Source organism: Cupriavidus consociatus (assembly GCF_017814975.1).
GTDB lineage: Bacteria > Pseudomonadota > Gammaproteobacteria > Burkholderiales > Burkholderiaceae > Cupriavidus > Cupriavidus consociatus.
The window spans coordinates 32,124-54,652 of the sequence record NZ_JAGIQA010000024.1 but is presented as its reverse complement, the minus strand read 5'-3'; the positions used below and the strand labels follow the sequence as shown (position 1 = coordinate 54,652).

The 22,529-nt window shown below is 66.8% G+C and carries 18 protein-coding genes; 10 read left to right on the top strand and 8 right to left on the bottom strand.

Annotation, left to right across the window (positions count from 1 at the left end):
* Positions 1-50: 50 nt before the first annotated feature.
* The 4 genes from J8I82_RS27285 to tssH form a co-directional block, all read right to left on the bottom strand.
* A complete protein-coding gene (locus J8I82_RS27285) occupies positions 51-536 on the bottom strand; it encodes an Hcp family type VI secretion system effector (RefSeq protein WP_209761958.1) in 486 nt (161 codons plus the stop codon).
* Between the two features lie 123 nt (positions 537-659).
* Complete coding sequence (tssC, locus tag J8I82_RS27280; protein ID WP_209761957.1) at positions 660-2,165, bottom strand: type VI secretion system contractile sheath large subunit; 1,506 nt, start codon at positions 2,163-2,165, stop codon at positions 660-662.
* 49 nt (positions 2,166-2,214) lie between these two features.
* Positions 2,215-2,748 carry a type VI secretion system contractile sheath small subunit gene (gene tssB / locus J8I82_RS27275; protein ID WP_209761956.1) on the bottom strand — a complete coding sequence of 178 codons (534 nt, stop codon included), beginning with the start codon at positions 2,746-2,748 and terminating at the stop codon, positions 2,215-2,217.
* A gap of 38 nt (positions 2,749-2,786) precedes the next feature.
* Positions 2,787-5,513, bottom strand: a complete 2,727-nt coding sequence (gene tssH, locus J8I82_RS27270) for a type VI secretion system ATPase TssH (protein ID WP_209761955.1) — start codon at positions 5,511-5,513, stop codon at positions 2,787-2,789.
* A 414-nt stretch (positions 5,514-5,927) separates the two neighbouring features.
* Here tssH and J8I82_RS27265 point away from each other — a divergent pair, with 414 nt between their 5' ends.
* The 6 genes from J8I82_RS27265 to J8I82_RS27240 all read left to right on the top strand — a co-directional run bounded on the left by J8I82_RS27265 (position 5,928) and on the right by J8I82_RS27240 (position 12,410).
* On the top strand, positions 5,928-6,485 hold the full coding sequence (locus J8I82_RS27265; protein WP_209761954.1) for a TagK domain-containing protein: 558 nt from the start codon (positions 5,928-5,930) through the stop codon (positions 6,483-6,485).
* Positions 6,469-7,035: a type VI secretion system baseplate subunit TssE gene (gene tssE / locus J8I82_RS27260; RefSeq protein WP_209761953.1), complete on the top strand. Its 567-nt coding sequence runs from the start codon at positions 6,469-6,471 to the stop codon at positions 7,033-7,035. Before J8I82_RS27265 ends, tssE begins: the two co-directional genes overlap by 17 nt.
* 17 nt (positions 7,036-7,052) lie before the next feature.
* Positions 7,053-8,933 (top strand): type VI secretion system baseplate subunit TssF, encoded by a 1,881-nt coding sequence (tssF, locus tag J8I82_RS27255; RefSeq protein ID WP_209762016.1) that lies wholly within the window; start codon positions 7,053-7,055, stop codon positions 8,931-8,933.
* Between the two features lie 2 nt (positions 8,934-8,935).
* On the top strand, positions 8,936-9,970 hold the full coding sequence (gene tssG, locus J8I82_RS27250) for a type VI secretion system baseplate subunit TssG (protein ID WP_209761952.1): 1,035 nt from the start codon (positions 8,936-8,938) through the stop codon (positions 9,968-9,970).
* 7 nt (positions 9,971-9,977) lie between these two features.
* On the top strand, positions 9,978-11,045 hold the full coding sequence (gene tssA, locus J8I82_RS27245) for a type VI secretion system protein TssA (RefSeq protein WP_209761951.1): 1,068 nt from the start codon (positions 9,978-9,980) through the stop codon (positions 11,043-11,045).
* Between the two features lie 327 nt (positions 11,046-11,372).
* A complete protein-coding gene (locus tag J8I82_RS27240; protein WP_209761950.1) occupies positions 11,373-12,410 on the top strand; it encodes an AI-2E family transporter in 1,038 nt (345 codons plus the stop codon).
* Between the two features lie 63 nt (positions 12,411-12,473).
* On the opposite strand, the gene J8I82_RS27235 is transcribed toward J8I82_RS27240, so the two are convergent.
* Positions 12,474-13,145, bottom strand: a complete 672-nt coding sequence (locus J8I82_RS27235; protein WP_209761949.1) for a FadR/GntR family transcriptional regulator — start codon at positions 13,143-13,145, stop codon at positions 12,474-12,476.
* A gap of 185 nt (positions 13,146-13,330) precedes the next feature.
* Between J8I82_RS27235 and J8I82_RS27230 the strand changes: the two genes are divergently transcribed.
* The 4 genes from J8I82_RS27230 (at position 13,331) to J8I82_RS27215 (ending at position 18,114) form a co-directional block, all read left to right on the top strand.
* On the top strand, positions 13,331-14,113 hold the full coding sequence (locus J8I82_RS27230; RefSeq protein ID WP_209761948.1) for a (Fe-S)-binding protein: 783 nt from the start codon (positions 13,331-13,333) through the stop codon (positions 14,111-14,113).
* Positions 14,110-14,817: a LutC/YkgG family protein gene (locus tag J8I82_RS27225; protein WP_209761947.1), complete on the top strand. Its 708-nt coding sequence runs from the start codon at positions 14,110-14,112 to the stop codon at positions 14,815-14,817. Before J8I82_RS27230 ends, J8I82_RS27225 begins: the two co-directional genes overlap by 4 nt.
* Entirely contained in the window at positions 14,814-16,259 is a 1,446-nt protein-coding gene (locus tag J8I82_RS27220; protein WP_209761946.1) for a LutB/LldF family L-lactate oxidation iron-sulfur protein, read from the top strand. The genes J8I82_RS27225 and J8I82_RS27220 overlap by 4 nt, the downstream gene beginning before the upstream one ends.
* A gap of 145 nt (positions 16,260-16,404) precedes the next feature.
* Positions 16,405-18,114 (top strand): lactate permease LctP family transporter, encoded by a 1,710-nt coding sequence (locus J8I82_RS27215; protein ID WP_209761945.1) that lies wholly within the window; start codon positions 16,405-16,407, stop codon positions 18,112-18,114.
* Between the two features lie 175 nt (positions 18,115-18,289).
* On the opposite strand, the gene J8I82_RS27210 is transcribed toward J8I82_RS27215, so the two are convergent.
* The 3 genes from J8I82_RS27210 to J8I82_RS27200 all read right to left on the bottom strand — a co-directional run bounded on the left by J8I82_RS27210 (position 18,290) and on the right by J8I82_RS27200 (position 22,422).
* Positions 18,290-19,411 carry a CaiB/BaiF CoA transferase family protein gene (locus J8I82_RS27210; protein ID WP_209761944.1) on the bottom strand — a complete coding sequence of 374 codons (1,122 nt, stop codon included), beginning with the start codon at positions 19,409-19,411 and terminating at the stop codon, positions 18,290-18,292.
* Between the two features lie 25 nt (positions 19,412-19,436).
* Positions 19,437-20,411 (bottom strand): Bug family tripartite tricarboxylate transporter substrate binding protein, encoded by a 975-nt coding sequence (locus J8I82_RS27205; protein ID WP_209761943.1) that lies wholly within the window; start codon positions 20,409-20,411, stop codon positions 19,437-19,439.
* 211 nt (positions 20,412-20,622) lie between these two features.
* Positions 20,623-22,422, bottom strand: coding sequence for an acyl-CoA dehydrogenase family protein (locus J8I82_RS27200; protein WP_209761942.1), 1,800 nt, complete (start codon positions 22,420-22,422; stop codon positions 20,623-20,625).
* Positions 22,423-22,529 lie beyond the last annotated feature (107 nt).

The following is a 22,529-nucleotide window of genomic DNA, read 5'->3' as shown; positions in this document are numbered from 1 at the left end:
GCCGATCCCCGATCTACGCTCAGCGGCAGGGACCCCACGCCGGGCGCGGGTCAAGCTTCCGTGTTGCCCTTGATGTCGTAGCCCGCCGTTACGGCGCCGCCGCTGCCGCCCTGGGCGTTCTGCACCACGTACTCCTGCTTGACCCGGGAGAACGACAGCGCCACCTGCTCGCGCATGCGGACCTCATCGTCCACCGAGCCTCTCGGGCTGACCTTGGTGACAATGACGTCGGTCATGGTGAGCTTCAGGTACTCGAGCGGGTTGCCGCCGGCCTTGCGCACTACCAGCACCGCTTCATTGATGTGCTTGCCCGTCAGGCAGTACTTCATCAGGTTGGGCGAAGCGCGGTCGATGTAGTGCTCGAAGGCCAGGTCCGACACCGTGGCCTTGCCGGCGCCGCCGCCACTGCCGGCGTGCATGGTCGACTGCTGCTCGATGCTCCAGTCCCAAGCGAGCACCTCGATCTCGTACTTGTGCGAAGAATCCTGCGACTCGCCATCGATGCCGTTGATCTTCAGGAAGATGTCCTGTGCCATTGCGTTACTCCTTTACGTAAGTCAGAAACTGCGGACAAGGGCCACGGCAGGCATCGCATCCTTGCGACGGACGCATGGCCTTGTCGTGGGCATTTCCGGCCCGGATCCGTGCCCCGACGTTGGCTATGCGGCGTCCTTGACCGATGGCAGCCGGGCCACCAGCCGCAGCGAGACCGTCAGGCCCTCCAGCTGGAAGTGCGGGCGAAGGAAGAACTTGGCGCCGTAGTAGCCGGGATTGCCGTCGATTTCTTCCACCAGCACTTCGGCGGCCGCCAGCGGGCGCCTGGCCTTGGTCTCCTGCGAGGAGTTGGCCGGGTCGGCATCGACGTAGTTCATGATCCATTCGTTGAGCCAGCGCTGCATGTCCTCGCGCTCCTTGAACGCGCCGATCTTGTCGCGCACGATGCACTTCAGGTAATGAGCGAAGCGCGAGCAGGCAAACAGGTACGGCAGCCGGGCGGAGAGATTGGCATTGGCGGTCGCATCGGCGTCGTAGTACTCCGCAGGCTTCTGCAGCGACTGGGCGCCGATAAAGGCGGCGTAGTCGGTGTTCTTGCGATGCACCAGCGAGATGAATCCATTCTTCGACAGCTCGGCTTCGCGGCGGTCCGAGATCGCAATCTCGGTCGGGCATTTGGTGTCGATGCCGCCGTCATCGGTCGGGAAGGCATGGCAGGGCAGGTTCTCCACCACGCCGCCGCTCTCGACGCCCCGGATCAGTGTGCACCAGCCATAGAGCTTGAAGGATCGGTTGACATTGACCGCCATCGCGTAGGCCGCGTTGCTCCAGACATACTTGCGGTGATCGGCGCCGTCGGTGTCTTCCTCGAAGTCGAAGGCATCGACGGGATTGGTATGGATGCCATACGGCAGGCGCGCCAGGAAGCGTGGCATGGCCAGGCCCACATAGCGCGCGTCTTCCGAGATGCGCAGGCCATTCCAGGGCGCGTACTCCAGATTCTGGAAGATCTTCGACAGGTCGCGTGGGTTGGCCAGCTCCTGCCACGAATCCATCTGCAGCACCGAGGGCGAGGCGCCGGCGATAAACGGAGCATGGGCAGCGGCCGAGATCTTGGCCATCGAAGCGAGCAGCTCCACGTCCGGCGGCGTGTGGTCGAAGTAATAGTCCGCCACCAGGCAGCCGTAGGGCTCGCCTCCGAGCTGCCCATACTCTTCCTCGTAGATGCGCTTGAAGAACGGGCTCTGGTCCCAGCCGATGCCCTTGTAGCGGCGCAGCGTGCGGCGCAGCTCTTCCTTGGACACATCCATCACGCGAATCCGCAGCTTGTCGTCGGTTTCTGTGTTGGCGACCAGGTGATGCAGGCCACGCCATGCGGACTCCAGCTTCTGGAAATCCGCGTGATGCAGGATCAGGTTGATCTGTTCGGAAAGCTTCCTGTCGATAGCGGCAATGATGGCCTCGATGCTCTTGTAGGCATCGTCGCTAAGGGTGCAGGCGCTTGCGAGCGCCTGCTCGGCCAGCGTCCTGACGGCGAGGTCGACAGCCTCGCGCGCCTGCTCCGTCTTGGGGGAAAACTCGCGGCTGATCAGCGCGGCGAAGTCAGCGTGGCCGGCGGCATGCTCAGCGGCCGCTGCCGCTTGGGTCTGCGTTGGTTGGGCGGAAACCATGGATTCCTTGCTTGATGAAGTGATTCAGGTAGGCAGGCAGCCGGGCGATTCAGCAGGGATCGGCTTCGCCCTTGTCTTCGCTGGTCTGTGTGCGGGGCGCGCTGGCAAGCGATTGCAGCAGCGCGGGATCCTGGAGCAGCTGGTTGATCAGCGCTTCGGCGCCCGACTTGCCGTCCATGTAGGTCTGCAGGTTGGCAAGCTGCGTGCGGGCTTCGAGCAGCTGCCTGAGCGCTTCGACCTTGCCGGCCACGGCGGCCGGCGAGAAGTCTTCGATGCTCTCGAAGGACATGTCGACCAGCAGCTGGCCTTGGCCCGACAGCGTGTTGTGCACGGCAAACGCCACGCGCGGCTGCATCGCCTTCATGCGTTCGTCGAAGTTGTCGACATCGACTTCCAGGAACTTGCGGTCGGCCACCGGCGGCAGCGGCTCAGCGGGCTTGCCCGACAGGTCCGCCAGGACGCCCATCACGAACGGCAGCTCGATGCGCTGCTCCGAGCCATAGACTTCGACGTCGTACTCGATCTGTACGCGCGGCGTGCGATTGCGCGCGATAAATTTCTGCGAACTGTTCACAACGGACATGGCTCTCCCCATGGGGTTTCAAGGATGTGCCGGAGGCATCAGGCCGGTCCGGCTTCGGCATTGCCCGGCTCGGCATGACCCTGGCCGGAGCGGTATTCGATGTCATAGGCCAGCTCGCCCGGCGCTGTACCGGACAGGCCGATGGCGACGGCCGCCACCTCCCCCTTGCCGGGCAGTGCTGTCAGCCAGAGCCGCGCGAGCTGCGGCTGGATGACCTGCTCGATAAAGCCGATCAGCTGGCGCGCGCCGGTCTCTCCCACCGGGCACCGCGCCACGATGAGATCGACCACGGCATCCACGTACTTCAATGCAATGCCGTGCTGGGTCTGCAGGCGTGCAGCGACCCGCTCCAGATGCAGGCGCGCGATGCGGCCAAGGTTGTCCGGCGCCAGCGGCAGGTAGGGAACGACCACGAGACGCCCGAGAAATGCCGCCGGGAACTGCTTGCGCAATTCGGGCATGAGGGCCTCGGACAATGCGGCAGGATCAAGTGGCGAGGCCTCGCGCTCACACAGGTCCAGCAGCAGGTCGGATCCCACATTGCTGGTGAGCAGCAGGATGGTGTTGCGGAAATCGATGTGGCGGCCCTCGGCGTCCTCCATGCAGCCCTTGTCGAAGACCCGGTAGAACACTTCGTGCACATCGGGATGCGCCTTCTCGACTTCATCGAGCAGCACCACGCTGTGCGGCCGGCGCCGCACCGCCTCCGTGAGCACGCCCCCGTCGCCATAGCCGACATACCCGGGCGGCGCGCCCTTGAGTGTCGAGACGGTATGCGACTCCTGGAATTCGGAGAGATTGATCGAGATGAGGTTCTGCTCGCCGCCGTACAGCGCATCGGCCAGCGCCAGCGCCGTTTCGGTCTTGCCGGTGCCGGAAGGTCCCACCAGCAGGAACACCCCGACCGGCTTGCCGGGATCGGCCAGCTGCGCCCTGGCGGTCTGGATACGCGCTCCCAGCAGGGCAAGCGCGTGATCCTGCCCGATCACCCTGGCGGCGAGTGTCTGCGGCAGCCGCATCACCGCGGCTACCTCGTCCGCCACCATCCGGCCGACCGGGATGCCGGTCCACTCCGAGACGATTTCGGCCACGACCGCCTCGTTCACGTCGGTATGGACCAGCGGCGTGCCGGTGCGGGCCGCGCTTAGTTCGGCTTCGATTTCCTCGAGCCGGCGGCGGGCCTCCCCCGTGGTCAACGGCTCTTGCTCCGGCGCCTGGCTCGGCTTGCGCCGGCAGGCAAGCAAGTCGTTGGCCAGGCCGAGTTCGCGCTTCCACCGACCGTCGGCAAGCGCCAGCGCGGCCTCGCACCGCTCACGGCGCGTATTGAGATCGGCGATCCGCAGCGGCAGCGGCTTGCCCGGGGCGGCGCCGAGCGCCGCCTCTTTGGCCAGCAGCGCATGCTCGGCATCGCATGCCTGCAATTGCTGCCGCAGGAATTCGACCTCCTTCGGCGGCGCGTACTGCGACAGCGCCACGCGCGCACAGGCAGTGTCGAGCAGGCTGATCGCCTTGTCGGGCAACTGCCGGGCAGGGATGTAGCGATGCGACAGTCTGACCGCGGCACGCACCGCGTCATCGCGCACCAGCACCTGGTGATGCGTCTCGAAAGTGGCAACCAGCCCGCGCAGCATGGCCATTGCCATGCCCTCTTCCGGCTCGGAGATTTGCAGCACCTGGAACCGTCGCGTGAGCGCGGGATCCTTTTCGATATGGCGCTTGTACTCCGTCCAGGTGGTAGCGCCGATCGTGCGCAATACGCCGCGCGCCAGCGCTGGCTTGAGCAGGTTGGCAGCGTCGCCGGTGCCCGCCTGCCCGCCGGCACCGACCAGCGTGTGGACTTCGTCGATAAACAGGATCACCGGCCTGGCGGACTTGTCGGCCTCTTCCAGCACAGCCTTCAGGCGCGCCTCGAATTCCCCCTTCATGCTGGCGCCGGCGAGCAATGCGCCGACATCGAGGCTCAGCAGGCGGGCATCTACCAGGCTCGGCGGCACCTGCCCAGCCGTGATGGCCCGGGCGAATCCTTCGATCACGGCGGTCTTGCCTACGCCGGCATCGCCGGTCAGCAGCGGGTTGTTCTGGCGGCGGCGCATCAGGATGTCCGTCATGGTGCGGATCTCCTGCTCGCGGCCGATCACGGGGTCGAGCTTGCCGGCGCGGGCGGCCTCGGTCAGGTCAAGGCAGTACTGGCGCAGCGCCGACCGGCCAGCGGGCACGCAGGCCATGGCCCCGCTCGCCTCTCCAGGTGTGGCCGGCGCCAGGCCGCTACCGTCATACGCGGCCTGCGCAGCTTCCGGCGACTGGGCAACCTGTGCCGGCAGGTCGGCGACGAGATCATCGGCCCGCACCTTCCCGAACTGCCTGGACACGCGAAGAACGGTACGGCGCAACTCGGGCGTCTTCAGCAGCGCGGTCAGCAGGTAGGCCCCGCGCACGCGGTCGTCACCGAATGCCAGCGTTGCGTAGACCCAGGCACGCTCAACCGCGGTCTCGATCTGGAACGAAAAGTCGTTGACCGACGTAGCGCCGGCCGGCAGCGTCGCCAGTGCCCGGGTCAGGTCGGCCTCCAGGGCCGCCCGGTCCGCACCCGCGTGCTGCAGCATACGCTGCATGTCGCCGTCGGGCGCCTGCAGCAACTGGTGCAGCCAGTGGATCAGCTCCACGTACGGGTTGCCCCGGAGCTTGCAGAATGTGGTAGCGCTTTCCAGCGCCTTGAACAGGGTGGGATTGAGTCTGCCGAACAGGGCCTGGCGCGAAATATCCATTTGCAATTCCGTGCGTCTCGGTCGGTGGTCTTTGTGTTTTTTCAGCCTATTGACAAATTTTCATGCCCGCAATGCATCAGATAATCTGAATATTCATAGCGCGAAGGCATAAAAATCCAATCACAACATTTGCGAAATAATTCGAGTCGGCTCGTGCGCAATTACCACTACTGTAATCATGCCGCAATGATTCACATTTCTCCTTTTCTAGTCAGCCATCGAAAGGCTTGACAGCGACAAAGGACTACACAAATCCTCACGCCAAACAATAGGACTCTTCATATTTTTAATGAAATTAAATTAAATCTACTATGAAAAATACATAACGTAGAAAATCTGATTTCCAAATTCATTTCCGCAAACCTTGTGCTTATCATTGATGCCATTTCCTGAACAGAAGTGGGCGGAGGCGACATGAGCGAATGGCCAGGCGATCCGGCAAGCGTGTTTTCCAACGCCGGGCCCGGCGCGAATGGGCTGCTCGACCTGGTCGGTCAGGGTTGCATTCCGGCGCCGGGCACTGGCCATACCACCATCGCGGACGGCTTGGACATGCTGGCGCGGCTCATGCTGGAAGCCGAGACCGTCTTGCGCGATCCCGGCCATGTCGGCGTCCACCCCGCCCGCCACGATGCATGCGACAAGACCTCCACCCCGGTTGCCGGGTCCGACCCCAATCCGCTGCAGACGCTCGCCCGCGAAGCCGCCAGTGCGAACGGGTTGATGGACATGCTGGACGTCGCCGGTCATATCGGTGCCTGCACCGGCGCGGGAGACGCCACGGATGACGGCCAGCTCTTCGCGCTCCCGCAAACGCCGGACGTGCTGCGGCTCTTTGCCAGCGACATCGATTGCGCGCGAGGCCGAGCCGCGACCGCCAACCTGACCCGGCGCGAACACCATCTGGTTTCCTTGGACAGCGCCTATTGCCCGGAACGGGAGCGGGCCCCAGACCATGAGCAAGACGCCTGACCAGCCGGACCGCGCCACGCCGGGGGCCCTGCGCCGCACCGGCCCGCCCCGCCGCCCGAACGCGCAACTGCTGCCGACACTGTTCGACCGCTTGCGCGACGACGCGCCGCACCGCAGGACGGAAGCGCCGGAGCAATACACCGTCACGCGCGCGCAGATGCGCAGGATCATCCAGCGCGATCTCACCTACCTGCTCAACACTACCAACCGCGAGGATGAGATCGACCGCGTACGCTATTCACAGGCTGCCAGCTCGACGCTCAACTACGGCGTGCCCGCGCTTGCCGGGAGCTACCTGTCCGAGCGCAAATGGGACGACATCATCCGCATCGTCCAGCGCGCCATCGAGGATTTCGAGCCACGCCTGATCCCGGGCTCGCTGCGGATCGTGCCGCTGCTGAAGGAGGATGCGCCGCATCGCTACAACGTGCTGCTGTTCGAGATTTCCGGCCTGATCCACATGGATCCCTATCCGATGGCCTTCACCGCCCAAAGCTCGCTCGACCTGGAGACCAGCCGCATGCAGGTCAAGTCGATTCACGCCAACTGATGCTTTCCCCCATTCTCATGGACCCTCAGCTGCTTGAGTACTACAACCGCGAACTGGTCTACATGCGCGAGCTGGCGGGAGAGTTCGCGAACCAGCATCCCAAGGTGGCCAGACGCCTGGGCATGCATGGCATCGAGGTGTCCGATCCCTATGTGGAGCGCCTTATCGAAGCGTTCTGCTTCCTGTCCGCCCGCACACAGCTGAAGCTCGACGCGGAGTTTCCGCGCTTTACGCAGCGCCTGCTGGAAGTCATCTATCCCAACTACGTCGCGCCGACGCCGGCAATCGCGGTCGCGCAGTTCCACCCCAGCCACAAGGAAGGCGACCTGGTCCGCGGCATCCCGGTACCGCGCGGCACCGCGCTGCTGGCCCGTGCGCCAGCGGGCGAATCGACCCAATGCGAATTTCGCACGACACAGCCGCTGACACTGTGGCCGATCGAGATCGCCGAGGCCCGGCTTACCGGCATCCCGCCCGACGTCCGACATCTCGAACGCTACGTGCCGGCCCACGTGACCGTTCAGGGTGCCCTGCGCCTGCGACTGAGACTGACCCGCAATGTCACGTTCGCCGGGCTGTCCGGGCTTGACGCCCTGCCACTTCATCTGTGCGGCAACGATCAGATCGCCTCGCACCTGTTCGAGCTGCTGCACGGTGCAGGCATCACCGTGCTCATCGGCAAGCCAGGCGCGATGGGCGAGCAGCCCTACGCAATTCCACAGCATGCGGTCGGCTACGTCGGCATGGCACCGGAGGAAAGCGCCCTGCCACTCCCCTGGAACAAGTTTCACGGGCACAACCTGGTGCACGAGTATTTCGCGTGTCCGCAGCGGTTCTATTTCGCCGGGCTCAACGGGCTGGCACCCGGACTGGCCGGCATCGACGGCGGCGAGGCCGAGATCGTGATCCTGCTAGCCAGGCCACCCGGAGTGCTCGCGAGCCAGGTCGATGCGAGCCAGTTCGCTCTGTTCTGCACGCCGGTGGTCAACCTGTTCCCGATGCGCACCGACCGGATGGAAATCCATGCCGGGCACACCGAGTTTCACCTCGTGCCGGACCGGCGCCGGCCGCTCGATTTCGAGGTCTTTTCGGTGCAGGGCCTGTCCGGACAGGTTTCCGAGCGCAGCACGCCGATGGCGTTCCGGCCGCTTTTCGCCACGCTGAACAGCGACGAGGGCAACCATGGGCGCTACTTTTCCATGCGGAGGGAACGGCGGCTGCTCTCCAATCATGCGCGCAAGTACGGTACACGCACCCCTTACACCGGTACCGAGGTGTTCCTGTCGCTGGTCGACCAGCGCGAGGCCCCCTACCCGAACGACTTGCGCTACCTGTCGGTCCAGGCCATGGTCACCAACCGCGACCTGCCGAATCTTGTCCCACGCAATGGCTACGATGACTTGCGCACACGGGACTCGATTCCCGTCGACGGTGTCGGGCTGATTCGGCCGCCGTCGGCCCCGCGGGCGCCCTTTGCTGAGGGAGAAATGGCCTGGCGGCTGATCCGCCAGCTGGGATTCAACTACCTGTCGCTCATCGATCTCGACCATCGCGAAGGCGGCCAGGGCCTGCGCGACCTGCTGCGGCTGTTCATTGCCACCGACGACGCGACCCAGCAGCGGCAGGTCCAAAGCCTGGTCGGGAGCAGGATCCGGCCCGTCACGCGGCGGCTGCCCGGGAACGGACCCATCCTCTACAGCCGCGGTGTCCAGTGCCAGCTGACCGTGGAAGAAAGCGGCTTCTCGGGCGTCAGCCCCTACCTGCTCGGCGTGATCCTCGAGCACTTCCTGGCGCGGGCCGTATCGGTCAACGCCTTCGCGGAAACGGAGTTGTACGCAATCGAACGCGGCTTGATACACCGGTGGCCGGTACGCATGGGAGGGCGCGGGGCGATATAGCCATGAGCGAGGTTGACAACCATATCGGCGAGCGCGGCGCCGCGCGCCCCGTGACAATCGATGCGCAACGTGCGCCATGGAAGGTCAGCTTCCTCGGACTCTTGCGCGCGCTGTCGGCGCAGCATCCGGGCCTGCCGCCGGCTGGCCGCGCCATCCGCCCGCAAGCGGAATGCTTCCGCATTGGCCAGATCGCCTCGCTGGCATTTGCGCCGCGCGAGATCGCCCGGCTGGAGACGCGGGCGGGTCGGTTGTGGATCCAGCTGTTCGGCCTCGGCATGCTGGGCCCCAATGGCGCCTTGCCGGTCCATTACACGGAAATTGTCAGGGAGCGTACCGAGGCAAACCGCGACGGGACCACCGCGGCCTTCCTCGACCTGTTCCATCATCGTGCGCTGACGCAGTTCTACCAGGCCTGGGCCGGTTCGCAGGCAACGGCTGGGCTCGACCGGCCGCACGAGGAAGTCTTTTCGCGCTACGTGGGCTGGCTGGCGGGCCTGGATCCGGGCGAGATCCGCAGCGGTCCATTGCCGGCGCACGCACGCCTGTCCGCGAGCGCCCACCATGTGCGCGAGTCGCGCTGTCCCGACGGCATCGCCGGGACGGTGTCGCATTTCTTTGGCGTCCCAGTGCGGCTGGAGGAGTTTGTGCTGCACTGGATCGCACTGGATCCGGCCGAGCACAGCCGTCTCGGCCGCCCCGGGTCGCCGGGCGTGATGGGCCAGGGCGCGCTGCTAGGCGACATGGTCCCCGACCGGCAGCACAAGTTCCGTCTCGTCATCGGGCCGCTGCCATTGCAGCAATACCTGAACTTCACGCCCAACGGGGGCGATCTGCCGGTGCTGGTGGAATGGGTCCGGTCCTTCATCGGCTTCGAATTCGAGTGGGAGCTGCAGCTGCAGGTGCAGCCGCAGTGCGCGCCGCCTGCCGTGCTCGGCGCAGAAGAGGGCCTGGGCTGGTCGACCTGGCTGGGTGAGGCCTACCCGCAGTGCGCCATCACCGGCATGGTGTTCGACCCCGAGAAATACGTCACATACTGAGGTTGTCATGAAGGCGAAATCCAGAACGGCCGCATCCGACGCGCCCGAGCCAATCCGCCTCGCCGAGCTGGCGCGGCCGATCGATGCCGCACATCCCTGCGGCCCGGATCTCGAATACGACCCGGAATTCGTCGTCCTGATGGCAAAGGCAGCGCCGGGCGCCGAAGCGCAATATGGCGATTTCGTTGCGCAAGCCGAGCCACCGAACTGGACAGAGCTCGAACGCGACTGTCGACGCCTGCTGATGCGCAGCAAGGACATCCGCTTGCTGACGCTGCTGATCCGCTGCCGCACGCGGCTCGAGCGGGCCGAGGGCTTGCGCGATGGCATGGCGCTGCTGCAATGCCTGCTCGCTGACTATCCGGAAGACATCCATCCACAGCCCATGGTGGAAGGCGAACACGATCCGGCACTGCGCGCCAACGCATTTGCGGCGCTGGTCGACCCCGACGGCCTTCTCGCCGATGTACGCGAGATCGTGCTGGCAGGCAAAGGGGCAACGCGCCTGCAGGTCAGGGATATCGAACGGGCGTTGGCGGTACCCCATCCTGCCGACGCCCTCGCACCAGAGTCCGTGCGCCAGCAGCTGGACGCGCTGCGACGCCAGGGCGTGCGCCAGATTGCTGCCATGGATGAAGCCTGCAAGCTGGTCGGCGTCTTGCAGCGTTGGGGCGACGAGACGCTGCCGGGCCACGCGCCGGACCTCTCGCCGCTTGGCAAGCTGCTACGGCTGACGGGCAATCCGGAGCCCGCAAGCGCAATGGCGGCAGTAGCGACGCCCGATCACCCCATCGAGGCTGAGCCGGAGTGTATGTCAGAAGCCTCGCATACCATGGCGCAATCAGCGCCAACCGCTCAGCCACGCATCCCGGACCCCGGAGATAGCGCCGCCGGCCGCGATGCCGCCTTGCGCCAGGTCCGGGCTTTGCGCCAGTGGTTCGAGCAGCATGAACCCAGCAGTCCGGTTGCCCTGCTGCTATGGCAGGCCGAGCGTCTTATCGGCAAGCGCTTCGAGGACGTCTACCGGGCCATACCGCAGGATCTTGTCGAGCGCTGGATGCGGGAGTCCACATAGGAACGCTTCGCCGGCACGCAATCCCACCCCGTGCCACCAGGGGACCCGTTCATGGAGGCCGGGCGATCGCCAGCAGCAAGTGCGTACACTATTGCGCTAATGAGCCGGGAAAGGCCGCTGAAACTCGGTCCAGAGCCCCCTGAAGACCGCTTCGGCCCGAAGTCGCAACGGATACCCGGCCGCTACGCGCCCCACTGCTTGCCTAACCCCGCCACCGCCCCGACAATCGAGCGCTGGCCTGCCTGACCCAAACTGGCAGGCACGCTTGCCCTGACCCGTCCCGCACCCGCCCGGGGCGCGTCGTGCCCCCAACGCCGGAGACCATAAATGAAAGACCCCGACCAGACCAACGTCCCGCGCCTGCTGCCGGCCGCGTGGTACAGCGTCGGTGCCGTCGCCTATGTCCTGACTGCCGCGGCACTCTGGACCGTGCTCCAGGCAAACCTGGTGGCAGCCTTGCTGTCCGGGCTGCTGCTGTATTCGCTGGTGGATGTGCTGGCGCCGCGGCTGAAGCGGCTGAACCAGCGGCACGATGCGCTGGCGGTGGCGATCCTGTCCGCGTTGATCCTGCTGGGGCTGTCGCTGGCCGGCTGGCTGCTGGTGCGCTTTGTCAGCGGCGAAGGGAATACGCTGGATGGCTTGCTCAATCATGTCGCGGACATTATCGATCAGTCGCGCGGGCAGTTGCCGCCGTGGCTCAGTGACGCGCTGCCTAATGGCGTGGACGAGCTGGCCAATGCGCTGATCGAAGCGCTGCGCGCGCATGCGGCCATGGCGCAGAAGCTGGGCGCGGAGGTGTTGCGCACGCTGGTGCATATCCTGATCGGCCTGGTGATCGGCGCGATGGTGGCGCTCTACCGCGCCGTGTCGCGGCCGAACCGCCGTCCCCTGGCGGCTGCGCTGGTGGCACGGGCGCGTACGCTGCAGCAGGCGTTCTCGCAGTTCATCTTTGCGCAGATCCAGATCTCGACGATCAATACCTTGCTGACGGCGCTTTACCTGCTGCTGGTGCTGCCCCTGTTCGGCGTGCACCTCCCCCTGTCGAAGACGCTGGTAGTCATCACCTTCGTGGCCGGCTTGCTGCCGGTGCTGGGCAACCTGATTTCCAACACCGCCATCGTGGTGGCCTCCCTGTCGGTGTCGCTGCCGATCGCAGTGGGCTCGCTGGTGTTCCTGGTGGTGATCCACAAGCTGGAGTACTTCCTGAACGCCCGCATCATCGGCGCGCGCATCCAGGCGGCGGCGTGGGAGCTGCTGGTCGTGATGCTGCTGATGGAGACGTTGTTCGGCATTCCCGGCGTGATCGCCGGCCCGATCTTCTATGCCTACCTGAAGCGGGAACTGGCCGGTGCCGGCCTGATATGACCGCGGCGCCATAGCGCCAGCTGGTCGGACCAATTGCCAATTGCCAATTGCCAATTGCGCGATTCAGCTGCCGTCGTGCTCGACCCGGCTGCGCACGAAGTCGATATGCGTCTGCATCGCCGTGCGCGCTTCTTCCGGCCGGCGCGCGCAGATCGCCTCGCATAGCGTCCGGTGCTGCAGCAGCAACAGTTCCGAGGCGCTGTCGTCCTGTTCGCGCAGCCCGGTGCCGTTGATGGTGATGTGTTCGCGCAGCATGCCGATCACACTGGTATGCAGGTGCAGGAACATGGTGTTGTGCGAAGCCAGCGCGATGGCGTCATGCAGGCGCGCATCGGCATCGGCCTCGGCCTCCTTGTCATCGGCGGCGCGGGCGCGTTCGAGTTCATCCATCAGGGTGCGGATGCGCTTGACGTCGGCAGCGTCGGCCCGCAGCGCGGCGAAGTAGGCGGTCGCGCCTTCCAGTACGCGGCGGAATTCCAGGATGTCGTCGCGCAGCGCGGGATGGTCGGCCACCAGCTGGCCCCAGGGGGAAGCAATGCCGGCGCGCAGCTGGTCGGTGGCATAGACGCCCGCGCCACGCCGGCTCTGCAGCAGGCCGCGCGCGGCCAGGCGCTGGATGGCTTCGCGCACCGTATTGCGCGCCACCGCGTACTGTCCAGCCAGCACGCGCTCGGCCGGTAGCCGCGTGCCCGGCGGCCACCTCCCGTCAAGCAGCGCGGTTTCCATTTCACGCATCACCGCCTCCACGCGCCCGCGGCTGCGCCCGCTTCTTTGTGCCGCCACCGTCATGCCGTCTGCCCCCGCTCCATAGTCGCCCCGCCGTCTGGTCCAACCAATTTGAACAGCCGCCCGGAAGCGGGAATTATGCGCCCAAATGTGCGACGCCAAGCAGCGCAACCCCAGCACATCCGGAGCGAGACATGAAAGATCGTCAGTACCCCACCGGCCCTGCGCCCACGCAGGCCTATCTCTTTGCCACCTGCCTGGTCGACCTGTTCGTGCCGCAGGCCGGGCTCGACGCCGTGCGGCTGCTCGAGCGCGAAGGCCTCACCGTACACTTTCCGCGTGCGCAGAGCTGTTGCGGCCAGCCGGCTTACAGCAGCGGCAACCCCGACGCCGCGCGTGCGGTAGCCCGCGCGCAGCTGGACCTGTTCAGCCAGCCCTGGCCGGTGATCGTGCCGTCCGGGTCATGCGCCGGCATGATGCGCCACCACTGGCCGCAATTGTTCGCCGACGATCCCGTGGCCGGCTCGAAGGCGCGCGCGCTGGCCGAGCGGATCTACGAGCTGGGCGAATTCCTCCTGCACGTGCTGCACGTCGACTTCCACGACGCCGTGCCACCGGGCCAGGTGCCCGAGCGGATCGTGCTGCATACCTCCTGCGGCGCGCGCCGCGAAATGGGTACGCGCCAGCATGGCGTGGCGCTGGTCGACGCATTGCCTGGCGTGACCCGCGTCGAGCATCAGCGCGAGTCGGAATGCTGCGGCTTCGGCGGCACGTTTTCGCTCAAGCATCCCGATATCTCCGGCGCAATGGTGCGCGACAAGGTTGCGTCCGCCTGCGCCACCGGCTGCGAGCGGCTGGTGTCGGCCGACTGTGGCTGCCTGCTCAATATCGGCCACACCGCCGCGCATGACGGCGCACCGCTGCAGGTCGAACACCTGGCCAGCTTCCTGTGGCGCCGTACCGGAGGTGCCGCATGAGCACGCCTGGCGCCCGTGAACGCATGCTGGGCCGGCTGCGCGCCGCCGCCCCCGCGCCTGCGTCCTCCGTCGCGGAACTGGATCGCCGCATCGATGGCCATTTCGAAGCGCGCCGGCACGCCGCGCCCACTTCCGATGAGCAGGTCGATGCGATGCGCATGGCACTGGAAGCGTCGCACGCGGAAGTCTGGTGCACCGATGCGCAAGCGTGGCCGGCATTGCTGGCCACGGCGCTGGCCGAAGCCGGCGTCCGGCGCTTGCTGCTCGACCCCGCGAGCCACGCCGGCGCGGCGCTGGCCCCCGCGCTGCCGCCGCAGGTCGAAGCCATCGGCTATGACCGCCCCATCGAAGCCTGGAAAGCGGAGCTGTTCGACACCGTCGACGCCGGCTTCACCGTGGCGCGCTCGGGCATTGCCGCCACCGGCACGCTGATCGTTGCACCGGACGCGGGATCGCCGCGCACGGTATCGCTGGTGCCGCCGCTGCACGTGGCGCTGGTGCGCGCATCGACGCTGCACCAGGACCTGCACCTGGCCGCGCGCGCCGAACGCTGGCGCGACGGCATGCCGACCAACCTGGTGATGATTTCGGGCCCGTCCAAGACTTCCGATATCCAGCAGACGCTGGCCTACGGTGCGCACGGCCCGCGCCGGCTGTGGGTCGTCATCGTGCAGGACATCGACAACAAGGAGGCCGCGCAATGAGCCAGAGCATGCTGCATTTCGTCGCGCCGCAAGACTTCAAGGCGCGTGCGCGCGAGGCGCTGGACGACCCAAAGCTGCGCCAGAGCTTTCGCGGCGCGATGGACTTCCTGCAGGGCAAGCGCCTGGCGCAGTTTCCCGACGCCGATGAGCTGGAACGGCTGCGCGACCTGGGCGAAGCGGTACGTCAGCACGCGCTCGCCAACCTGCCGGATCTGCTGGTGCAGCTGGAGGAGAAGCTCGCCGCCGCCGGTGTGCAGGTCCACTGGGCCGAGACCGCCGACGACGCCAACCGCATCATCCACGGCATCGCGGCAGCAAGGCAGGCCAGGCGCGTGATCAAGGGCAAGTCGATGGCCAGCGAGGAAATCGAACTGAACCATTACCTGGCCGAGCGCGGTGTCGAATGCATCGAGTCGGACATGGGCGAGTACATCGTCCAGCTGGCGGGCGAGAAGCCGTCGCATATCGTCATGCCGGCGATCCACAAGACCAAGGGCGATATCGCCGCGCTGTTCGAGCAGCATATTCCCGACACGCCCTATACCGAGGACGTCGACGCGCTGATCCAGACCGGCCGCCGCGCGCTGCGGCAGGCGTTTGTCGAGGCCGACATCGGCCTGTCCGGCGTCAACTTCGCCGCGGCAGATACCGGCACGCTGTGGCTGATCGAGAACGAAGGCAACGGCCGGCTATCCACCACGGTGCCCGATGTGCATATCGCCATCATGGGCATGGAAAAGGTGGTGGCGAAGCTCGAGCACATCGTGCCGTTGTCGAGCCTGCTGACGCGCTCGGCCACGGGCCAGGCCATCACCACGTATTTCAACCTGATCTCCGGCCCGCGCCGCGACGGCGAACGCGACGGCCCGCGCGAAGTGCACCTGGTACTGCTCGACAATGGCCGCACGCAAGCCTATGCCGATGCACAGCTGCGCGCCACGCTGCAGTGCATCCGCTGCGGCGCATGCATGAACCACTGCCCGGTCTATACGCGCATCGGCGGGCATGCCTATGGCACGACCTATCCCGGGCCGATCGGCAAGATCATCTCGCCGCATTTGCTGGGACTGGACGCCACCGCTGACCTGCCCACCGCCTCGAGCCTGTGCGGGGCCTGCGGCGAGGTCTGCCCGGTGCGCATCCCGATTCCGCAATTGCTGGTGCGCCTGCGTACCGAAGCCAACCGCGATCCGGAGGAACGGGTGGCCAACCCGCTGCGCGGACAGGGTGCCAAGTACAGCAAGGGCGAGCACCTGGTGTGGCGATTCTGGAGCGGGGCGTACTCGCACCCGGCCACTTACCGGCTGTTCCGCTGGGCGGCCACAAGACTGCGTGCGCTGGCGCCGTCCAGGCAGATGGGATGGACGCAGCATCGCACGCCGCTGAAGCCGGCGGCGAAGAGCCTGGCGGATCTGCTCAAGGAGAAGGGGCAGCCGGAGTAGGCGCTGCCTGCAGCTTCCCAATGCCTGACTGATTGCTCCCTCTCCCGCAAGCGGGAGAGGGGAGCAAACAGAAGGGACCGGAAGCACCCACAGTACGTGCAAATAAAACATCTTCCCGAATCACCACCAAGCAGGAGACTAAAACGTGCAACCCTGGACCCAACTCTATACGCCGCTAGGCAGCCTGTGGCTGTCGGCGCTGGCGGCGGCCATTCCCATCCTGTTCTTCTTCATCGCGCTGGCCTTGTGGCGCATGAAGGGTCATGTCGCCGCCGCGGTCACGCTGCTGCTGGCGCTCGGCGTGGCGATCTTCGCCTACGGCATGCCGGTGCAGCAGGCGCTGGCCGCGGCCGGCTTCGGCTTTGCCTACGGGCTGTGGCCGATCGCATGGATCATCGTGACCGCGGTGTTCCTCTACAAGATCGTGGTCAAGACCGGCCAGTTCGACATCATCCGGGCCTCCGTGCTGGCGATCACCGACGACCAGCGCCTGCAGATGCTGCTGATCGGCTTTGCCTTCGGCGCTTTCCTGGAAGGCGCGGCGGGCTTCGGCGCGCCGGTGGCGATCACCGCCGCGCTGCTGGTCGGCCTGGGCTTTAATCCGCTGTATGCCGCCGGGCTGTGCCTGATCGCCAATACCGCGCCGGTGGCGTTTGGCGCGATGGGCATTCCCATCATCGTGGCCGGACAGGTCACGGGCATCGATCCCTTCCATATCGGTGCCATGGCCGGCCGCCAGCTGCCGCTGCTGTCGCTGCTGGTGCCGTTCTGGCTGGTGTTCATGATGGACGGCGCCAAGGGCGTGCGCGAAACGTGGCCGGCGGCGCTGGTGTGCGGCGGCAGCTTTGCCGTGACGCAGTACTTCACTTCCAACCATATCGGACCGGAACTGCCGGACATCACCTCGGCGCTGGTCAGCCTGGTGTCGCTGGCCGCGTTCCTGAAGGTCTGGCAGCCGCGCAGCGCGTCACGGCTGGCGGCCGGCGCAGGCGGTGCGGTCAGCGGCGGTGCCGTGGCGCTGGGCGGCTTCGGCGGCGGCTTTGGCGCTGCTCCGATGAGCCGCAAGGCATCGCCCTACACGCTGGCGCAGACGTTGCGCGCGTGGGCCCCGTTCGGCATCCTGACGGCGATCGTCACGGTATGGAGCCTGCAGCCGTTCAAGGCGCTGTTCGCCGCCAACGGCGCACTGGCGGGCACGGTGCTGAAGTTCAAGGTGCCGGGGCTGGACCAGATGGTGATCAAGGCCGCGCCGATCGTGGCCACGCCCAAGGCCTATGATGCCGTGCTCAAGCTCGATTTGCTGTCCGCCGTTGGTACCGCGATCCTGCTGACCGCGCTGATCTCCGCGGTGCTGCTTAAGATGAAGCCGCGCGCGCTGCTGGCGACCTTCGGCGAGACGCTGGTGGAACTGGCGCGCCCGGTGTTGTCGATCGGCCTGGTGCTGGCCTTTGCCTTCGTCGCGAACTACTCCGGCATGTCGTCGACGCTGGCGCTGCTGCTGGCCGGCACCGGTGCCGCGTTCCCGTTCTTCTCGCCGTTCCTCGGCTGGCTGGGCGTGTTCCTGACGGGATCGGATACCTCCTCCAACGCACTGTTCTGCGCGCTGCAGAGCACCACCGCGCACCAGATCGGCGTGTCCGACACGCTGATGGTGGCGGCCAACACCACCGGCGGCGTGACCGCGAAGATGATCTCGCCGCAATCGATCGCGGTGGCCTGCGCCGCGACCGGGCTGGTGGGCAAGGAGTCGGAGCTGTTCCGCTTTACGGTGAAGCACAGCCTGCTGTTTGCGGTGATCATCGGGGTGATCACGATGGTGCAGGCTTATTGGCTGCCGGGGATGATTCCCGGGTGAGTGTTTGCTCCCCTCTTCCCGCCTGCGGGAGTGGGGTTGGGGGAGAGGGCCAGCGCATGCAAGAGCGACGGCCTTCTCTCCGTGGAGACTCCGGCCCTCTCCCCCGCCCCTCTCCCAAAATGGCAGAGGGGAGACAACACCGGCGGATTGGGCGTGTCAGCAGACTCGGCCGCGCCTAATCCAGAAACGCATCCCCCTCCGTCAACGGCGCATGCCGGTAGGTGGCCGGCGTCCGGCTCAGCTTGACCGGCGCGCCCAGCCCCTTGTAGCCGCCCTCCATCTCCACCACCATCTCCCGATGCACGGTATGCGGATGCTGCAACGCATCGGCCACCGACAGCACCGGCGCGCACGGCACGCCCGCAGCCACCAGCGTGTCGGCCAATGCCTTGCCATCCAGCGCGCGCGTGCGCGCCTCCAGTTCGGCCTTCAGCGACACCCGGTTCACCGAGCGCGCGCCTGCCGTGGCATAGCGCTCGTCGTCGGCCAGCGGCGCGACCTGCAGGTGTTCGCACAGGATACGGAACTGCCGGTCGTTGCCGACCGCAAGAAAGATCGGGTCCGTGGCCGTGGCCACCGTGTCATACGGGTAGATGTTCGGATGGGCGTTGCCGGTGCGCACCGGCGTCTTGCCGCTCATGAACCAGTTGGCCGCATGCGGGTGCAGCAGCGACAGGCCGGAGTCATAGAGCGCCGCCTCCACGAACTGGCCGCGCCCGCTGCGCTCCCGTTCCTGCAGCGCCAGCAGCACGCCCAGTGCGGCATTCATGCCCGTGACCATGTCGACCACGGGCAGGCCCACGCGCATGGCGTCGCCGTCGGCCTCGCCGTTGATGCTCATCAGGCCCGCCATGGCCTGCACGGCAGCGTCATAGCCGGGCAGCCCGCCGAGGGGACCGTCCGCGCCGAAACCGGACACGCGGCAATGCACCAGGCGAGGGAAGCGCTGTGACAGCGTGTCGTAGCCCAGGCCCCATTTCTCCATGGTGCCGGTCTTGAAGTTCTCGACGAGCACGTCGGCGTCCGCGAGCAGCGCGAGCAGCACGGTGCGGTCGGCCTCCGCGGTCAGGTCCAGCCGCATCACGCGCTTGTTGCGGTTCAGGCCGAAGTAGTACGACGCGACGCCGTCCTTGAACGGCGGGCCCCAGGTACGGGTGTCGTCGCCCTGCGGCGGTTCGATCTTGAGTACGTCGGCGCCGTGGTCGCCCAGGATCTGGCCGCAGTACGGGCCGCCCAGGATGCGCGACAGGTCGACCACACGGATGCCGGCAAGCGCGCCGGGATGGGATTGGGTCATGGCTGGCTCCTGTTCAACTGGCCGCTCAGTCAAGCTGCGCGCCCGATTTCTGCACCACGGCGCGCCACTTGCCGACCTCGGCCTTGACGAAGCCGCCAAGCTGCTCCGGGGTGGTCGACGGCGCGAATTCCAGGCCCTGCGCCTGCAGCGTCTTGCGCACCTCGGGCTGCTTCAATGCATCGGCAAAGGCGCGGTTGAGCTTGCCGATCACTTCGGGCGGCGTGCCGGCCGGCGCCACCACGCCGAAGAACACCGAAACGTCGAAGCCCGGCACGCCCTGCTCGGCGACAGTCGGCACATCCGGCAGCGCCTGCGAGCGCGCCTTGGTGGTGACGCCCAGCGCGCGCACCTTGCCGCTCTTGATGAAGGGCATGGCGGTCAGCACGTCGGTGAAGGTCATGCTGACCTGGCCGCCGAGCAGGTCGTTCAGCGCCGGGCCGGTGCCCTTGTACGGGATGTGCTGGAAGTCGGTGCCGGTGACATTGTTGAACAGCACGCCCGCCAGGTGCGACGACGCGCCGTTGCCGGACGAGGCATAGGTCAGCTTGCCCGGATGCGACTTGCCGTAGGCGATCAGCTCGTTGACGTTCTTCGCCGGCACCGCCGGGTTCACCACCAGCACATTGGGCAACTGGCCGATCTGGATCACCGGGGCGAAGCTCTTGACCGGGTCGTAGTTGATCTTGCGGTAGAGGCTGACGTTGATCGCCAGCGGCGCCGAGGTGCCGAACATCAGCGTGTAGCCGTCAGGCTCGGCGCGCGCGACCACTTCCGCGCCGATATTGCCGCCGGCGCCGGCGCGGTTTTCCACCACCACCGGCTGGCCCAGGCTGGTCTTGAGCGCGGCGGCAAGCGTGCGGGCCATGGCGTCGGTCGGGCCGCCCGGCGGATAGGTGACGACCATCATGATCGGCTTGGTCGGGAAGTCCTTCTGCGCGAAGGCCGGGGCGATGCAGAGCGAGCACGCGGCAATGGCCGCGAGGCGGTGCCAGAGTTTCATGGCGTTGTCTCCTGGTATAGGACGTCTCCCGCGGGGGCGGGATGGTATGGGGCGTCTGGGGGTGCTCCCTCTCCAGCTTGCGGGAGAGGGTTGGGGAGAGGGCGGGAGCATCAACGAAGCGAGGCGTATCGGTATGCCACCGCCTGCCCTCTCCCCCGGCCCCTCTCCCGAGGCGGGAGAGGGGAGCAAACAAAGGGGAATGGCTACCGCGTCAGAACACGTTGACGTCGGCGACCGCGCCGGCCGCGCGCACCACGCCATCGGCGGGAGGCGCCACCGTCTCGGCCAGCCACTCCGGCTCGGTGGCTGCCGCCAGCGGATCCTGCGGCAGCACGCGGTGGCGCAGCACCAGTTGTGCCAGGCGCATGCGACGCACCGAGCCGATGCGGCCCGCTTCCCACGCCATTGCCACCGCGGTGGTCACGTGGTACAGCGCGGAAGCCGCCTGGCGCGCCAGCAGGTCGCCCTCGGCGCCGGCTTCGGCGGCCTGCGCGGCCAGTTTCGCCGCAGCGGCGATGGCGGCCTCAAACGTGGCGCGTGCATGCGCGTGCATCGGCGTATCGGCCAGCAGCCCGGCAAGATGTGCCTGCAGCACCGGCAGCGCGCCTTCGCGGCGGATTGCGCGCAGCACGTCGAGCGCGACGATATTGCTGGTGCCTTCCCAGATCGAGCCGAGGTGGGCGTCGCGCACCAGGCGCGGGTCGCTCCATTCCTCGATATAGCCGCAGCCGCCGCGGATCTCCATCGCGTCGCCGGTGACCTTGCGCGCGTCGCGGCAGGCGCGGAACTTGATCAGCGGTGTCAGGATGCGCATCAGCGGGTAGGCGTCGGCCTCCCCGGCATCGGCGCGGCGCAGCGCCTCGGCGGTCTGGAACACCATGGTGCGGGCCTGTTCGGTGGGCAGCGTCAGCTTGAGCAACTGGCGGCGCATCAGCGGCATGTCTTCCAGGCGCTTGCCGAAGGCGCGGCGTTCATGCGCGATGAACAGGCCCTCGGTCAGCGCGCGGCGCATCAGGCCTGCGGCGCGCACGCCATTGGACAGGCGCGAGTTGTTGATCATGTCGGCCATCTGCACGAAGCCGCGGCCGGGTTCGCCGACGAGGTAAGCCTGCGCGCCTTCGAGACGAATCTCGCCGCTGGCCATCGAGCGCGTGCCGAGCTTGTCCTTGAGCCGGATGATGCGGTACTGGTTGTCGCTGCCGTCGGCCAGCTTGCGCGGCAGCAGGAACAGCGACACGCCCTTGTGGCCGGGGACGGCGTTGCCGGCTTCGTCTTCCACGCGCGCCAGCACCATCGCCAGCGCGGCGTCGGGGTTGGAGCAGAACCACTTGTCGCCGTGCAGGCGCCAGCCGCCCTCGGCGCCGGCGTCGCGCGCCGCGCGCGTGGCGGTGGCGGCCACGTCGGAGCCTGCGCCCTGCTCGGTCATGAACATGGCGCCCTGATACAGGTCTTCGAACACCTGCGTGGTCAGGTTGGGCAAGAATTTTTCGACCAGCGCCGGATCGCCGAACTTGCGCAGCGTGCGTGTCAGCGAGTCGGTCATCGACAGCGGACAGCACAGGCCGAACTCGGCCTGGACGAACAGATAGGTGAGCGCGTACTTCGCCGCCGGCGGCATGGGCTTGTTCCAGCCGAGCACGCCACCGCGGTGCGAGGCGGCCGCCAGCCCGAATTCGGCAAAGGCCACGCGCTCCATTTCCACGTAGGCAGGATGCTTGTCGATGCGCTGCGCGTCGACGCCGCTGCGGGTGCGGTAGCTCAGCGTCGGAGGGTTGTGGTCGGCCACGGCGGCCAGTTCGTCGAGCACCCCTCCAGCCAGCGCGCCCATGCGCTCCAGGTGCGGCAGCAGGTGGCTGAACAGGTCCGCCGGCAGATAGAGCGGCAGCAGTGCGCGCAACTCGGGGTCGGCAGCAAACAGGCTGCCGCCCTGGCGGTCGGGCACCGGATGGGCGGCGGCGGGGCTGTCGGGCTGGGCGTGAGGTGCGGTATCGCGCACGGCGCTAGTCGGCATGTCTGGTCTCCTTGGCGGGTGGACCGGCATGGTTGGCGAACACGCTGCGGCCCTTTGACCTGCATTATTCAAACCCCATGGATTTGCGTCTAATTCTAAAATTGGCT